General features: G+C 52.2%; 16 protein-coding genes and 1 other annotated feature. All 16 genes read right to left on the bottom strand.

The features are described 5' to 3' along the window. Positions 1 to 46 precede the first annotated feature (46 nt). The 16 genes from AC1BI1_RS03105 to AC1BI1_RS03030 all read right to left on the bottom strand — a co-directional run bounded on the left by AC1BI1_RS03105 (position 47) and on the right by AC1BI1_RS03030 (position 15,365). Positions 47 to 1,504 (bottom strand): sodium:proton antiporter, encoded by a 1,458-nt coding sequence (locus AC1BI1_RS03105; RefSeq protein ID WP_476715807.1) that lies wholly within the window; start codon positions 1,502 to 1,504, stop codon positions 47 to 49. Positions 1,505 to 1,680: 176 nt separating this feature from the next. Beyond that, complete coding sequence (locus AC1BI1_RS03100) at positions 1,681 to 2,007, bottom strand: MTH1187 family thiamine-binding protein (protein ID WP_476715806.1); 327 nt, start codon at positions 2,005 to 2,007, stop codon at positions 1,681 to 1,683. Between the two features lie 20 nt (positions 2,008 to 2,027). Further along, positions 2,028 to 4,526, bottom strand: a complete 2,499-nt coding sequence (leuS, locus tag AC1BI1_RS03095; protein ID WP_476715805.1) for a leucine--tRNA ligase — start codon at positions 4,524 to 4,526, stop codon at positions 2,028 to 2,030. 19 nt (positions 4,527 to 4,545) lie between these two features. Then, on the bottom strand, positions 4,546 to 4,893 hold the full coding sequence (gene rsfS, locus AC1BI1_RS03090; protein WP_476715804.1) for a ribosome silencing factor: 348 nt from the start codon (positions 4,891 to 4,893) through the stop codon (positions 4,546 to 4,548). Between the two features lie 18 nt (positions 4,894 to 4,911). Then, complete coding sequence (gene yqeK, locus AC1BI1_RS03085; protein ID WP_476715803.1) at positions 4,912 to 5,469, bottom strand: bis(5'-nucleosyl)-tetraphosphatase (symmetrical) YqeK; 558 nt, start codon at positions 5,467 to 5,469, stop codon at positions 4,912 to 4,914. Between the two features lie 48 nt (positions 5,470 to 5,517). Continuing rightward, complete coding sequence (nadD, locus tag AC1BI1_RS03080; protein ID WP_476715802.1) at positions 5,518 to 6,144, bottom strand: nicotinate-nucleotide adenylyltransferase; 627 nt, start codon at positions 6,142 to 6,144, stop codon at positions 5,518 to 5,520. Between the two features lie 44 nt (positions 6,145 to 6,188). Continuing rightward, positions 6,189 to 7,445, bottom strand: a complete 1,257-nt coding sequence (locus tag AC1BI1_RS03075) for a glutamate-5-semialdehyde dehydrogenase (protein WP_476715801.1) — start codon at positions 7,443 to 7,445, stop codon at positions 6,189 to 6,191. A 19-nt stretch (positions 7,446 to 7,464) separates the two neighbouring features. Beyond that, complete coding sequence (gene proB, locus AC1BI1_RS03070; protein WP_476715800.1) at positions 7,465 to 8,601, bottom strand: glutamate 5-kinase; 1,137 nt, start codon at positions 8,599 to 8,601, stop codon at positions 7,465 to 7,467. 18 nt (positions 8,602 to 8,619) lie between these two features. Beyond that, positions 8,620 to 9,888: a GTPase ObgE gene (gene obgE / locus AC1BI1_RS03065; protein ID WP_476715799.1), complete on the bottom strand. Its 1,269-nt coding sequence runs from the start codon at positions 9,886 to 9,888 to the stop codon at positions 8,620 to 8,622. A 96-nt stretch (positions 9,889 to 9,984) separates the two neighbouring features. Continuing rightward, positions 9,985 to 10,542 carry a Spo0B domain-containing protein gene (locus AC1BI1_RS03060; RefSeq protein ID WP_476715798.1) on the bottom strand — a complete coding sequence of 186 codons (558 nt, stop codon included), beginning with the start codon at positions 10,540 to 10,542 and terminating at the stop codon, positions 9,985 to 9,987. A gap of 61 nt (positions 10,543 to 10,603) precedes the next feature. Beyond that, positions 10,604 to 10,885, bottom strand: coding sequence for a 50S ribosomal protein L27 (gene rpmA, locus AC1BI1_RS03055; RefSeq protein ID WP_476715982.1), 282 nt, complete (start codon positions 10,883 to 10,885; stop codon positions 10,604 to 10,606). Then, entirely contained in the window at positions 10,879 to 11,223 is a 345-nt protein-coding gene (locus AC1BI1_RS03050; protein WP_476715797.1) for a ribosomal-processing cysteine protease Prp, read from the bottom strand. Before AC1BI1_RS03050 ends, rpmA begins: the two co-directional genes overlap by 7 nt. A 5-nt stretch (positions 11,224 to 11,228) precedes the next feature. Next, positions 11,229 to 11,543: a 50S ribosomal protein L21 gene (gene rplU / locus AC1BI1_RS03045; RefSeq protein WP_476715796.1), complete on the bottom strand. Its 315-nt coding sequence runs from the start codon at positions 11,541 to 11,543 to the stop codon at positions 11,229 to 11,231. An 11-nt stretch (positions 11,544 to 11,554) separates the two neighbouring features. After that, positions 11,555 to 11,635 (bottom strand) — a sequence feature (ribosomal protein L21 leader region). A gap of 272 nt (positions 11,636 to 11,907) precedes the next feature. Next, entirely contained in the window at positions 11,908 to 12,561 is a 654-nt protein-coding gene (locus tag AC1BI1_RS03040) for a TIGR03936 family radical SAM-associated protein (RefSeq protein ID WP_476715795.1), read from the bottom strand. Beyond that, a complete protein-coding gene (locus AC1BI1_RS03035; protein ID WP_476715794.1) occupies positions 12,545 to 14,434 on the bottom strand; it encodes a TIGR03960 family B12-binding radical SAM protein in 1,890 nt (629 codons plus the stop codon). Before AC1BI1_RS03035 ends, AC1BI1_RS03040 begins: the two co-directional genes overlap by 17 nt. A 61-nt stretch (positions 14,435 to 14,495) precedes the next feature. Further along, on the bottom strand, positions 14,496 to 15,365 hold the full coding sequence (locus tag AC1BI1_RS03030) for a M50 family metallopeptidase (protein WP_476715793.1): 870 nt from the start codon (positions 15,363 to 15,365) through the stop codon (positions 14,496 to 14,498). Between the last annotated feature and the right edge of the window lie 6 nt (positions 15,366 to 15,371).

Below are 15,371 nucleotides of genomic sequence, written 5' to 3'. Positions count from 1 at the left end.
CCTTCACCCCGAGCCATAATAGTAGAGCCTTCCTCATTATACGTCATTACCGGAAAAATAGCAGGGTATCCAGGATAAATAACGGTATAAGAATAGAGATCGACCATCCCATGTAACCGAAGAAACTGGGCATCCTGATTTTGTTTTCCTCGGCGATGGAGCGCACCATGAAGTTGGGTGCGTTACCAATATAAGTGTTCGCTCCCATGAAAACCGCTCCGCAGGATATGGCCAGGAGCATCTTGGGGTCTACCAGGCCCAGAGTAGTCTGCACACCCGCGGTAGCCCCCAGGCTGGTGGCTGTGGTGAGGAATACCAGGTAAGTGGGCGCATTGTCCAGGAAGCTAGAGAGAGCTCCCGTGGCCCAAAAGAAGTGGGCTGGCTTGGTAAGCCCAAGCTCTGCCCCGCGGGCATGGAGGATAGCCAGGGCAGGAATCATGGTCATAAAAATTCCCGCAAAGAGGGTAGCCACTTCCTTAATTGGCCCCCAGGTGAAGCGGTTATCCTGGCGGATAACGTAGGGTGTAGTCCTGAGGGAGAGATAGGCGGCCAAGAGTATAACAATATCGCGGATGAGGTTAATATAGGGTAAAGTCAAGGTTTCCTCCCCATGGCGCCATAAACCGATACCATATAATTCTCCGGTCTTCTGGTCGGCGAAGGCCGGATTCTTAGCCAAAAAACCGCTTAGAATGACGGAACCCACAATCATGCCCAGGTAAAGGAGATTGTGCAGGCCTTCTACCCGGAGAGGTTCAGGGAATTGAGCCTTTACGGGAATATTTTCTTTGCGGTAATAATAACTATCTAGCAGGAAGTAAAGGGTCAGGAGGATTATGACGTTGAAGCCCATGGGTACTATAAGCTTCATGGTCCAGAAGAAGGGGACACCCCTTAGGAAACCTAAGAAAAGCGGCGGGTCCCCCAAGGGGGTCAGAGAACCGCCGATATTGGACACCAGGAAGATAAAGAAAACAATAATATGCGTCTTGTAGCGCCGCCATTCGTTGGCCCTTATGACGGGCCTGATCATCAGCATGCTGGCACCTGTAGTACCTACCCAGCTAGCAAGAAGGGTGCCTACCAGGAGGAGAAGGGTATTCACCGCCGGTGTACCTTGCAAAGTACCGCGCAAAATTATGCCACCGGATACCACAAAGAGCCCGAATAGAAGGATGATAAAAGGTATATAGTCGAGCAAGTAAACCTCTACTGCCTTAACAAGGGCGGTCTCTGCACCAAAATAAATTAAAAAGGGTACAAAAAAGACCAGGGACCAAAAAAGACTAACCTTGCCCATGTTATGCTCCCACCAGTGGGGGTTCAGCAGGGGGCAGATAGCAATGGAGAGCAACATGCCCACGAAAGGAAGCACACTCCATAAGGGTAGCAGATGCCCTAATTCCGTACCCCCTGAGGCCCAGGCCACACCTGGTACCAGTAGAGCAGCCCCCAAAGCAGCCAACGGTGGAGCTACAAAGAAGGCAAGGTGTCGACTATTCATGCTTGACCAATCCTCCCTAAGGTAATAAAGTTTGCTTTTCAATAGTTATTCCGCAATCCGTATATTAAAATTTTTGGGGCCTAGCCCAAAAGGCGCACAAGATTATTTAATTCTACTTTCGAGAAGAAAATCCTGCTTTTTTCCTCAAATTTCCTTAAATATAAGAAAAAGCGGGATTATATCCCGCCTTCTCCACCTTCTGCCAGCTTCTTTTGTACAGAGGCCACTTTCCCTTCTATAGTTACTTTTTTATCTACACGCTCATCAATACTAATGTTGGTCACTACCCTGAGGGCGCCTTTCTTAAAGGGCAGTTCGTGCATACGCCGAAAGACTGCAAAGAGCACATCTAATTCGCCCTCAATAATGGTAGACATGGGCGTAAGCTGGTATTTAATCCCTTCTACCTGGCTCAAAAAGCGGTGCAGGTCGGCCACATAGGAGCTCAGGCTGGGTGAACCCGGTGCTCCTATGGGTATGACCGTTATCTGGGCCACCGGCATATTAATCAACTCCTCCTTCTTTAGCCTGCTTTACGCACCACCAAATTCACCAATTTGTCGGGCACTACTATTATCTTAACCACCTGCTGTCCCTTCAAGAAAGCCGCCACCTTTTCCCTGGCCAGAACAGCCTGCTTCAGTTCTTCTTCCTCAAGCCCGGCAGGCACCTGAATACGATCCCGCACCTTGCCGTTGATCTGTACTACCACGGTTACTTCTTCGGTTACCAAAGCCTGCGGGTCATAGTCCGGCCAGCTTTCTAGATGCACGCTGGTTTCCTGGCCTATTCCCTGCCACAGCTCCTCCGCAATATGGGGAGCAAAGGGAGCTAGCAAGGTAATAAGCTTCGTTAAACCTTCCTTCACCAGAGGTAAGTTTTGTTCTTCTTCCGGCACGCTATCCTGATAATGGTAAAAGCCGTTTACCAACTCCATAATGGCGCTAATAGCCGTATTGAAGTTAAAGCGTTCCTCAATATCCTCGGTCACCTTCTTTATAGTGGCATGCAGCAGGCGGTACAATTCTTTATCCGCTTGGCTGGCCAAACTTATTTCACCTTTAGTTGGCTTTATCCCCCGCACCTTGCCGCTATAATTATAAATTAAGCGCCATACCCTATTTAAGAAGCGATAGCATCCCTCTACGCCCTGATCGCTCCATTCCAGGTCTCGCTCCGGCGGGGCCGCAAAGAGGATAAAGAGGCGTGCGGTATCGGCTCCATACCGCTCAATAATCTCTTCCGGGCTGACCACATTGCCCTTGGACTTGGACATCTTGCCGCCGTCTTTAAGAACCATCCCCTGGGTTAACAAGTTCTGGAAGGGCTCCTCCACCCCTACCAGGCCGAAATCATACAAGGCTTTGGTGAAGAAGCGGGCATACATGAGGTGGAGAATGGCATGTTCTACCCCCCCGATGTACTGGTCTACATTCATCCAGTAGTCAACCTTATCCCGCTCAAAAGGTTTATCCTGGCTGTGGGGGCTGGCGTAGCGCAAGAAATACCAGGAAGAGCAGACAAAGGTGTCCATGGTATCTGTCTCCCGGCGCGCCGGCCTTCCACAGGTGGGGCAAGTGGTATGGACGAACTCAGGACAATTCTTTAAAGGTGATTCCCCCGTGGGTTTAAATTCCACTCCTTCGGGCAGGATCACGGGCAAGTCTTCCTCGGGAACGGGCACTATCCCGCAATGGTCGCAGTAAATTATGGGGATGGGCGCCCCCCAGTAGCGCTGCCGGGAAATCAGCCAGTCACGCAGCTTATAATTAATTTTTTTGCTGCCTATTCCTTTTTCCTCTAGATACTCAACTATCTTCCGCTTACCCTCTTCGCTGGGCAGGCCGCTAAAAGGGCCAGAATTGACCATTATACCGGGCTCTACATAGGCTTCGCTCATGGTGGCACTGTCCAGTTCCTGGCCCGGCGGCTGAATTACTACCCTTATGGGCAGTCCATACTTGCGGGCGAAAGCGAAATCCCGCTCGTCGTGGCCAGGTACGCCCATTACTGCACCTGTACCGTATTCTATGAGGACGTAGTTAGCAATCCATATGGGAATCTTTTCCCCGTTGATGGGGTTAACGGCATAAGCCCCAATAAATATGCCTTCCTTTTCTTTTTCTGTAGCCGTACGATCTAAGGCGCTCAAATGGCGGGCTGCCTCTACAAATTGCCTCACCGGTTCTTCATAGGGCGTCCCCTTGGTCAGCTTCTCCACCAGAGGATGCTCCGGGGCCAGAACCATATAGGTTACACCAAAAAGGGTATCCGGCCTGGTGGTAAACACGGGAATCTTTTCCCCGCTACCGTGGACCTGGAAGACTACTTCAGCACCTATACTTTTGCCGATCCAATTTTCCTGCATGACCTTAACCTTTTCCGGCCAGCCGGGCAGTTGCTTAAGGTCGGCCAGCAGCCGCTCAGCGTAATCAGTGATGCGGAAAAACCACTGTTCCAAGTCCCGGTGGGTGACCAGCGTGCCGCAGCGTTCGCAGGCGCCGCCCACCACCTGCTCATTGGCCAATACTGTGGCACAGGAGGGGCACCAGTTGACGGCCGCTTTCTTCCGGTAAGCCAGGCCATGTTTATACATTTGCAGGAATAGCCATTGGGTCCATTTATAATAGCTGGGGTGGCAGGTGGCTATCTCCCGGTCCCAGTCGTAGCTTATACCCATGGCCATAAGCTGCCGGCGCATATTGGCAATGTTCTTCCATGTCCATTCCGCTGGATGGATGCCATGCTTTATAGCCGCATTTTCTGCCGGTAGGCCAAAGGCGTCCCAGCCCATAGGATGGAGGACGTTAAAACCTTTCATGCGCTTAAAGCGGGCTACTACATCCCCTATAGAATAGTTGCGCACGTGGCCCATGTGCAAGTTCCCCGAAGGGTAAGGGAACATTTCCAGGCAATAAAACTTGGGCTTGGAATCATCTTCGGTGACTTTATAAAGTTCGCTGGCTTCCCAGCGGCGCTGCCATTTGGGTTCAATCTCTTTAAAATTATACCTGGCCTCCATGATGCACCTTTTCACTCCTTTATCCTTCAAGTTCTATAACCTCAGCATCGCCCCAGAGGCGTTCCAGGTCATAAAACCGGCGGTCTTCTTCCAGAAAGACGTGGACCACCACGCCACCAAAATCCAGGAGAATCCAGCGCGCGGAGGCAAAACCTTCCCGGCGCAATAGCTCTCCTCCTGCCTCAATCACCTTCTCTTCTACTTCCCGAGCAATGGCCTGTACCTGAGTGGTAGAAGTGCCATGGGTGATAACAAAGTAATCGGCTATTAAAGAGATTTTCCGTATGTCAAGGATGACCACCTGCTGACCCTTTTTATCTCGAGCAGCCCGGGCAGCCACTTGAGCCACCCGCAATGTGTCCGTCAACCAAGCTAAACCCCCTTTTTATTTTAGCAGCAAGTAATTACGCGCCTCCACGGTGGCCGGATGCAAAGGCTGGCCCTTTTTAAGCACATAAAGGATGCTGCTTTCCAGGGCCTTGAGCAACCCCTGGTCCAGGTCTTCTTCGGCCAGGCGGCGCAGATCCTCTACTCCGGGATATTGACGACCCGGTTCTAAGGCATCAGCTAGATAAACAATTTTATCCAGTAGGCTCATGTCCGGGGCACCTACTGTATGCCGGCTAATGGCCTGTAAAATCTCCTCATCTTCGAAACCCAGTTCTGTCCTCAATAACCACGCGCCTACCGGTGCGTGTAAGAGTACCGGAAACCTTTTTTCTATCTCATGGGTAATTAGGCCCGCTTCCTCTCCTTGAGCCAGTAGTTCTTGCTCTGGCAGGTCTCGGGCATAATCATGCATCAAACCGGCCAGTTTAGCTTTATCTTGCGCAATTCCGTATTTAGCAGCCAGTTTCACCGCGTAAGCTGCCACCCCCTGGCTGTGGCGCCAACGCTGGGGTGACAACTTTTGGGCTAACAGCTCGGTATAATACTTTAACATTTTTAAGCAGCTCCTGCTTGAAGAAAAACCCCCTATTAAAATAGGAGGTTAAGCTAAGTATAAACCTTCTTGCCGTATATATTCTTCCACCGCCTCAGGTAAAAGATATTTTATTGTTTTTCTTGCCCTTACCCGCCGGCGAATGTCAGTAGAAGAAATGGCCAGAGCTGGCACCTCGATAATATGGATGCGGTCCCAACTCTCAAGGGGTAATTGGGGTTTCAAATCCTCAAGTTTTTCTAAAGGAAAACCGGGACGTGTGGCAGCTATGAACCGGCATTTTTTAAGGAGCGCACCCACGTCTTTCCAGTGTAAAATTTCTAAAATGGCATCGGCACCAGTAATAAAATAGAGCTCGGGTTCTGGACCCAGTAACTGGCGAAACTCTGTCACTGTATCTATCGTATATGACATACCTGCGCGTTCGATCTCTATCCGCGAAACTTCAAAAAAGGGATTGCTAGCTGTAGCCAGCACTGTCATGCGGTAGCGATGTTCGGCCGCGGTCACCTGGTAATCTTTCTTATGCGGAGGGTGGCCGGACGGAATAAAAATCACTTTATCCAGGCTAAATTCGCAGCGAGCGGCCTCTGCTGTAACCAAATGGCCGTAATGAATGGGATCAAAAGTCCCTCCCATTAACCCTATACGCTGTAAACCAGTAGTGGCGGCCATCTTTTCCTCCGGATCTACCTGCAGTACAAGTAGTATTTTAACAATTACTGGCGAATCTGTCCACTGCCCAAAACAATATATTTAAAGGTGGTAAGCTGCTCCGGCCCCATGGGTCCCCGGGCATGAAGCTTCTGGGTGCTGATGCCGATTTCCGCACCGAAGCCGTACTGGAAACCGTCGGTAAAGCGGGTAGAAGCATTTACATAAACTGCCGCTGCATCGACCCGGCGCAGGAACTCCATGGCCTGGGTATAATTATTGGTGACGATAGCCTCGGAATGCTTGGTACCATAGGTAGTTATATGCTCAATGGCTTCCTCCAGGTCCCTGACTACTTTAATAGCCAGGATCAAATCGAGGTACTCCGTAGCCCAATCCTCTTCCGTAGCTTCTTTAGCAAACGGAACCAAAGACCGCGTCTGTTCGCAACCGCGCAGTTCCACACCCAAATCCTTTAATTTTTCCGCCACTACCGGCAGGAAAGCCGGAGCTATATCCCGGTGTACCAGGAGGGTTTCCATAGCATTGCAAACTCCGGGACGCTGGGTTTTGGCATTAATGACTATGTTGGTAGCCATATCCAAATCCGCGTCTTTATCTACGTAGACATGGCAGTTGCCCACACCTGTTTCAATAACAGGTACAGTGGCATTCTCCACTACCGTACGAATAAGCCCGGCACCACCGCGGGGAATTAAAACATCGATATATTCGTTGAGGCGCAACATTACCTGTACCGCCTCGCGGTCGGTAGTCTCCACCAACTGAATGGCTCCTTCAGGCACGCCGGCAGCAATAGCTGCTGCGCTTATAATTCTGGCTATGGCCCGGTTGGAATTGATGGCTTCCGAACCGCCCCTCAGGATAACTGCATTGCCCGTCTTTAAGCAGAGGCCCGCTGCATCTACCGTCACATTAGGCCGGGCTTCATAAATTATGCCTATTACTCCCAGGGGCACCCGCATGCGGCCGATCTGGAGGCCGTTAGGGCGTGTCCACATGGAGGTTATCTCCCCTACCGGATCGGGAAGATTGATGAGGGCTTCCAGTCCCTCGGCCATCTCTTGTATACGCTTTTCATTAAGCAGCAGGCGATCCAGGAGGGCCCGGGAGAGCCCCTGGGCAGATCCTGCCTCCATGTCCACGGAATTGCTTTGAAGGATTTCGGCCGATCTCTCCCTTAAAGCGTCAGCCATGGCTTTCAGGGCTCTATTTTTAACTTCTGTATTTAAGGTAGCCAGCTTTTGGGCTGCTGCTTTAGCCCTTTTGCCCAGGGCTATTATTTCTTCCCGTACCGTCATTGCCTTAAAGCCACCCCCGTTATACCAGTACAATTAAATTATCCCGGTGTACTACTTCATCATAATCCTTATGGCCAAGAATTGCAAGAATTTCGCTTGTTTTCTTCCCCTGTATACGCCGTATCTCTTCCGCCGAATAATTGGTCATACCCCGGGCAATCTCCTTGCCTCCAGGTTCCACAATGCTCACTAAACTTCCCTGTTCGAATTCACCTTCCACCGCTGTTATGCCGCTGGGAAGAAGGCTTTTACCGCTGTGAACAATGGCCCGGGCGGCACCCGCATCCACCTGTATTTTGCCCTGAACCACCGGTCCATAGGCCAGCCACTTTTTACGCCCATGGGCCTTATGTTCCCGCGGCAGAAAAAGGGTGCCAACTTCCTCGCCCCGTAAAATGGCCGCTATCTGGCCGGGCAGCAGGCCGCTGGCAATAATTACAGGTATACCAAAGTTAGTGGCCAAGCGGGCGGCCTGTAATTTGGTGATCATGCCCCCGGTGGCCCAGGTGGAACCTGACCCGCCGGCCAGGGCCTCCAATTCCGGGGTAATTTCTTCTACCGCAGGAATAAGTTTGGCTTCCGGACAGGAGTGAGGGTCAGCGGTGTACAACCCCTGGTTATCCGTCAACAAAATCAATACATCAGCGTCTACTAAGCCTGCTACCAGGGCGGACAGGGTATCGTTGTCCCCTACACGGATTTCGTCTACGGCCACCGTATCGTTCTCATTGACGATGGGGAGGACACCTAAGCGCAACAGGGTGCCCAAGGTATGACGGGCATTGAGGTAACGCCGGCGATCGGCCAGGTCATCCCTCGTTAGCAAAACTTGAGCCACAATTAGCCCGTATTCCGCAAAAAATTTCTCGTACATATGCATCAACATACCCTGACCTACAGCAGCCGCCGCCTGTTTTTCCGGCAGGGTGCGCGGACGTTCCTTGAATCCCAGACGACCCATACCGGCTCCCACAGCACCGGAAGTAACCAGAATTACCTGCCGCCCGGCATTGACCTGATCAGCCAGCTCCCGTACCAACCGTTCTATGCGTTCCAAATTGAGCTTACCCGTCTGGTGGGTAAGGGTGCTGGTGCCCACCTTAACCACCAACCGCCTGCTTTCCGCCAGGGTCCGCCGACAATCACCTGCCGTCAAGGATTTCCCTCCCCTAATTTAGTCCTCCAGTTGAAACTCCTGGTCGCGGATGCGAACGGTATCGCCCGGGCGGGCGCCGGCGCGGCGTAAAGCTTCTTCTACTCCCAGCCGTTTCAAAGCCTGCTGCAAGCGCCGAACAGCCGCCTCATTGTTAAAATCGGTCATGGCCACCCTCCGCTCTACCTCGCGACCCGAAACTATAAAGACGCCCTTCTCCCGGGTGATGGTAAAAGGTTCTGTTGGAACCACCAAAGTTTTAGGAGTATCCACTTCAATTGCGGTTTTTGTTTCCGGCAAAGTATCCAGTAGCTCGGCTAAATACCACAAAAGGGGCTCGATTCCCTCGCCCTTTAATGCCGAAAGGGGGAAAATACGGTAGTTATCCCCCAGCTTCTGGGCGAGATACTTTACGTTTTCCTTCCCTCCTGGCAAGTCTATCTTGTTGGCGGCAATAACCTGGGGTCGCTTGAGGAGTTCGGGGCTGTAATGTTCTAGCTCTTTATTTACAATTTCCAAGTTACGCAACACCTCTTCTCCGCTGGTCAGCCCCACGTCCAAGACATGAACCAAAACTTTGGTTCTTTCAATATGGCGCAAAAACTTTAAACCCAGGCCTGCACCCCGGTGTGCCCCTTCGATAAGACCGGGAATATCGGCCACCACAAAGGAGCGTTCTTCATCCAGGCGGACCACGCCTAAGTTGGGAGTTAGGGTGGTAAAGGGGTAGTCGGCAATCTTGGGCCGGGCCGCCGATATGCGGGAAATCAGGGTAGACTTTCCGGCATTGGGGAGGCCTATAAGGCCCACATCAGCCAATAACTTCAATTCTAACAGAATCCAGCATTCTTCTCCCGGTTCCCCCTTTTCGGCAAAGGTTGGGGCTTGCTCCCGAGCATTAGCAAAGCGGGCATTTCCCCTCCCGCCCCGACCACCGGCAGCGACCACTGCCCTCTGGCCAGGGGTAACCAGATCGGCCAGTACTTCACCTGTATGGGCATCGCGGACCACGGTGCCTACAGGCACCCGTAAAACTAAGTCGGGCGCGCTCCGGCCGTGCTTGTTCTTGCCCTGTCCGTGTTCACCTCGCTCCGCCCGGTAATGGGTACGGTAGCGGAAATCGACCAGCGTCCGCAGGCCCGGATCTGCTTCCAGAATTACACTACCGCCCCGTCCGCCATCCCCACCGCTGGGACCACCTCGGGGCACGTATTTTTCCCGGCGGAAGGCAACGGCGCCGTTGCCTCCATCGCCACCGCGCACATAAATTTTAGCTTCGTCGTAAAACACGGGCTATTATCCCCCGTTCCAGGGCTTAAGCACTGAACTCTCCCCGCTTTTGGACCCAAGCAGGCCTCGCCAGCGAAAAATGCTGATAAACCTGGCTTAAGCAGCATTTCGTGGTAAAACTAAGGTCAGTTCAAAAATCTGGGGAGACCAAGTAAAGGGAACACCATATTCCTCCGCCCGGTCATTTAACTCGGCCAGAACAGGAGCGACTTCCTCCCCGGCCGGTCCCGGCACTCCCGCAAAGCGCCAGCTATAACCCTCTTCTGTTTCCTTGATCTCCAGGGTTAAAAGCCCTTCCCCTTCTTTTCCTTGGGCGGCCAACAAGGCTAGATCCCAGGCGATATCCAAAAGCCTGGTCGCTTCTTCCCCGTTCAAAAGCAGACGATCCATTTCCGTATCCATTTCCACTTCTACTTTAATTTGTCGCCAGGCCGCCTCTTCCAGCTTAAATTGGCTCTGCAAAGCCAGTTCCGGCGGTTTTAAGCGCATCAGCCGCCCAAGTTTCTCTAGCCGCGAAGCAACCTCTTTAGTATAGGCCAACGCCCGTTCGGGCTTGCCCAGCTGCAAAAAGCCGGAAATCACCTGTAGGTGATTGAGGAAGTCGTGTTTCTGCCCCCGCAGTAGCCGCAAGATATCCCCGGTCTCCCCTAGCATAAATAATACACCCCAAAGTATTTATTGACCCCTGGAAAGTTTCCAGGGGTCTCAAGAAGCTTTAAGCATAAGCATAAACGCTGACTTGCTTTCTGTCTTTGCCTTTGCGCTCAAACTTCACATAACCATCGATGAGGGCGTACAAGGTATCATCTTTACCTATGCCCACGTTGCGGCCCGGGTGGATTTTGGTCCCCCGCTGGCGCACGATGATGTTTCCTGCGGTAACAAATTGTCCATCGTATCTCTTGACACCTAAACGCTTGGATTCGCTATCACGACCGTTGCGGGAACTGCCTACACCCTTCTTGTGGGCAAATAGCTGCAGGTCCATTTTCAACAGCACCTTTTACACCTCCTCGTTTTAACCTGAACAAAACGTCCATAGCTTTCAGCTATGGCCTTAAGTCCCAGTTCCAAAGTCCCTAAAATGATCTCTGCCTTGTCTCGATCCGCTGGTGACAAGTTCTCGGGCAGGAGGCATTTAAGTCTCCCTTCCCCGATCTCTACTTCTGGCGTTATACTTAAAAATTCTTCCAGCCCCATAACCGCTGCCTGGGCCAGGGCCGATACTGCAGCGCAAACTATATCCTGCCCCCGCGGGCGATAGCCGGCATGGCCGCAAACCAAGAAACCTACCGGCCGGTCTCCCTCATCACGCCAAAGGGTTACCTGGATCATTTTAGTTAAGAGATCTCAATCTTTTCAATCCGCAGAGCAGTAAAGGGTTGACGGTGTCCCTGCTTGCGCCGGTAGTTCTTTTTAGGCTTGTACTTAAAGATAATAATCTTTTCCCCTTTGCCGTGGGCTTCCACTTTGCCTATAACTTTAACGTTGGCCAGGTAAGGTCTGCCGACCTGTAAACCGTTATCGTCCTTCACTGCCAAAACTTTGTCCAAAACCACAGTTTCTCCGGCAGCAACCGGTAGTTTCTCTACCTTAAGAACATCTCCTTCACCAACCCGGTATTGCTTGCCGCCTGTTTCAATAATAGCGTACATTCCCTTTCTCCTCCCAAGCTAAGACTCGCCGGGATAAGGTATCCTGCCAGGAACAGGAGTTTGCCACCTCTCCCGAGCGGTTTAAAACTTGAGCTATGCTCGCTTTTGCAGTGTAGCATATTTGCTAAATGCCTGTCAAGCCAATGGCGCGCTGGGAAGCTGTCAAGTGTATCTAGGTAATTTTTTGATTGTAGATCAACAGTTAGTGGGCTCTGGTAAATATCTTTTTCGCTGAATCTATTTCGCTAGATAGCGAAGACCCTCTCCGCTTCCACTCCGCTTCAACTCCCCTTTCACTCAAGTACTAGCGAAAAGTGTTTTCGTAAATACTGACGGTCCTAGGCCCTAACCAAGTTTATCCAGGCTAATCCAGGGGAGTGGTCAGCCCGTTGTTACACACGGTATACAGTTCAGTCCGCCGGATATTTTTAATCTTTAACTCGGGCGCCAGCGCCCTCACCACTTCCTCCGGCCGCACAGTACCTTGAGGGCTACAGGCTAAAAGCATTTCCAGGACATTATCCCCTTCCAGCTCCAGCCGGTAGAGGCCGGGCCGGATATCAATCTCACGAGTACCGTTTTTAGTGCGCCGCCATACCAGTACTTGGTTTTTCCCCAATAGCTCCTTTATAGCTTGCTGTAATTCTAAGGGAGATAATCCCTCTACCTCTGCCCGGTACTCCGCGCACCGTATAGCTTCGGTCAAGGCCAGCGCTCCGGGTGGAAGGGCTTTAACTGCTAATACTTCAAGGCCTACCGGCAGTTGCCGGGCCAGGGAATTTAGTACCTCACTGGCAGACCGGGGCTCTTTCAATTCCAGGTCCAAGTATTCCGCCTCGCTTTCGATACCCACCGCCAGGGCGGGGCCGAAGGAAAAACGGGGATGGGGGTTAAAACCCTGGCTGAAAGCCAGGGGCAAACCCGCCCGGCGCGCAGCCCGGTGAAAGCTGCGCATTACTTCCAACTGACTCAAGAACCGGCCTACTCCTGTCTTGGCAAATTTAATCCGCAGCCGCAAAACTTCTGGCCTCCCCCTTGAGCTTCAAGCTCACCTTTAATCCCGGACATACTCCACAGCTCGCACAGCGGCCAGAGCGGCAGTCGATGGTTATTTTACCCTCTAGCGCTCGCCGGTGCTCATCTATAAGAAATTCTTTGCTCACACCAAAGTCCAGGTGATCCCATGGCAGCTTTTCTTCGTAGTCCCGGCGCCGGTAAGCGTAGAAGGCCGGGTCTATGCCGCAACTCTCAAAGGCCCTCTGCCAAACATCATAGCGGAAGTGCTCGGACCAGCCTTCCAGTTTAGCTCCTCCCTGCCAGGCCTGCAGCAGCACCTGCGCCAGCCTCCGGTCCCCCCTGGCCAAAACCGCTTCTAAGAAACTCATCTCCGGCTGGTGCCAGCTAAATTGTAACCCCGGCCCTTTGAGACGTGAGCGCAAGAAATTCTGTTTTTCTTTAAGTTCGGCAAGCCTGGCCTGGGGCTCCCACTGGAAGGGAGTATGGGGTTTAGGCACAAAGGAGGAAACGCTCACTGTGACTGTGGGTTTTTTGCCTCTATGCAAGCGCCGCCCCTGTTCCAGCACCTGCCGGGCGAGATCCACTATATTTTCCAGGTCCTCCTCTGTTTCCGTGGGCAACCCGATCATAAAGTAAAGTTTGATATTATGCCAGCCGGCGGCAAAGGCCTCTCCTGTCGCCGCCAGCAGGTCCTCGGCCGTCACCCCTTTGTTGATGACATCCCGCAAGCGCTGGCTGCCGGCTTCCGGAGCAAAGGTAAGGGTGCTTTTTTTACGGAAGCGTTGGAGGGCTTGAGCTAATCTAACACTGAAGGCATCCACCCTTAAGGAGGGAAGGGAGATGCTTACCCCTTGCTCGGCATAAGCCTCGGCCAGGGCCCGGGCCAGAGCTTCTACGCAAGAATAATCGGCCGTGCTCAAAGAAGTAAGGGAGATCTCTTCGTACCCGGTATGCCGGACCAGCTCGGCCGCCTGGCGTAATAGGACCTGTACATCCCTTTCCCGTACCGGCCGGTAAATGGCCCCTGCCTGGCAAAACCGGCAACCCCTGGTACACCCCCGCATAACTTCCAGCATAATGCGGTCATGGACTACATCCAGGAAGGGTACGATAGGCCTGGTGGGAAAGTAAGCCGTATCCAGATCGCCGACTACAGCTTTTTTTACGGTCTCCGGAGCTTCCGGCCTTAAGGGTTTTATTTCGGCTATGGTTCCCTCTTCTTGATAGCTAACCTCATAAAAAGACGGAATATAAACGCCTGGCAATCCAGCTGCGCGGCGTAAAAACTCCTTCCGGTCAACTCTGGAACCAGGAGAACCCTTTAGTTCTCCAAGGAGTTCCAGTATTTGCGGTAAAACTTCTTCCCCGTCTCCTAGGACAAAACAATCGAAGAAGGGCGCCAGCGGCTCGGGATTACACGCTCCCGGGCCTCCGCCGATGACCAGCGGATGCTCGGGGCGGCGTTCCGCTGCCAGCAAGGGTATACCCCCCAGATCAAGCATATTGAGAATAGTAGTATAACTCAGCTCGTACTGGAGGGTAAAACCGATAATATCAAAGTCGGCCAGCGGCCTGCAAGACTCCAGGGAAAACAAAGGAAGCCCTTCTTCTCGCAAGATGGCTTCCAGATCTGGCCCGGGGGCAAAGGCGCGCTCCATAAGCATGCCTTCCCGTTCATTGACCAGGCCATAAAGGATAGCCAGGCCCAAATGGGACATGCCCACCTCATAAAGGTCGGGAAAGGCGAAGACCATGCGTACCGGTGTTTTTTCCCAGTCCTTATGTACGCTGTTCCATTCTGTCCCCAAGTAGCGGGCCGGCTTCTCTACCCGGGGGAGTATTTTTTCTATTATATGGTCTCGCAATAGCCTCATTCTCTCCTTTAAAGAAGTTCGTTTCTAGTATAGCAAAGATCTTTCAATGAATATACCCTAATTAAAGTAGTTTCTCTACCGGTTCAGCGGATTGGCCATTTAAGAGGGCCCGGAGGATCTGCCCCTCTCCTACCAGCCCTTTTACCTGGCCGCCGGGCCCTATAACTACCACCAGATTATATTTCCCAGGCTTAAACCGCTTCACAATATAGGCCAGGGGTTGTTCTCCGGTGACGGCCAGCCAGAAAGCCTCCCCCAGTAACCCCTTTTCTTCCGGTTGGCGCCCTCGCCAAAACTGCCGCCAGAACAAGTAAGGATAAGCCTCCTTTTCCCTTGTAGCCTCGCGGAAAATAAAAAAAGCCAGGATGACACTCTGCAAATCTGTCACCCGCAGCCAAAAACCTATTATACCGCCAATAACCAAACACGCCGCCAGGACCTGTCCCAAGGCAGCGCTTTCCCACGTAGCCCGACCTGCACCAGCATGCAGGCTGCGCCAAGCGCGGTAAAGGCGCCCGCCGTCCAGGGGTAAGCCGGGAAGAAGATTAAAACATCCCAGGAATAGATTTACCTGAAGAAAAAACTGAAGCCACGCAGCCTCCCCGTCCAGTATCCAAGTAACTATGCCCATAAAAAGGGCTAAACCTAGACTCCCCAGGGGACCGGCCAGAGCTATTCTGGCCTCTCGGGAAGGATGAAAAGCCAGAGGGACCGAAAAACGGGCTACACCGCCAAAGGGAAATAATTCTAGACTGCTAGGGGGAAAGCCTACTTTAAAGGCCGCAAGAACATGACAGAATTCATGCCAGGCCACGGCGGCAAAAAGCAACAGAGCTTGGGGTAACACGCCCAGTAAAAAGTAAACACCTAGGAGTAAGACAAAATAATCGTTAAAGATAATGTCCAGTCCTGCCATTTTCCCCAGGCGCATGGCTTT

It is taken from the genome of Thermanaeromonas sp. DSM 22490, assembly GCF_056378755.1.
This window is presented reverse-complemented; position numbering and strand designations above follow the sequence as displayed.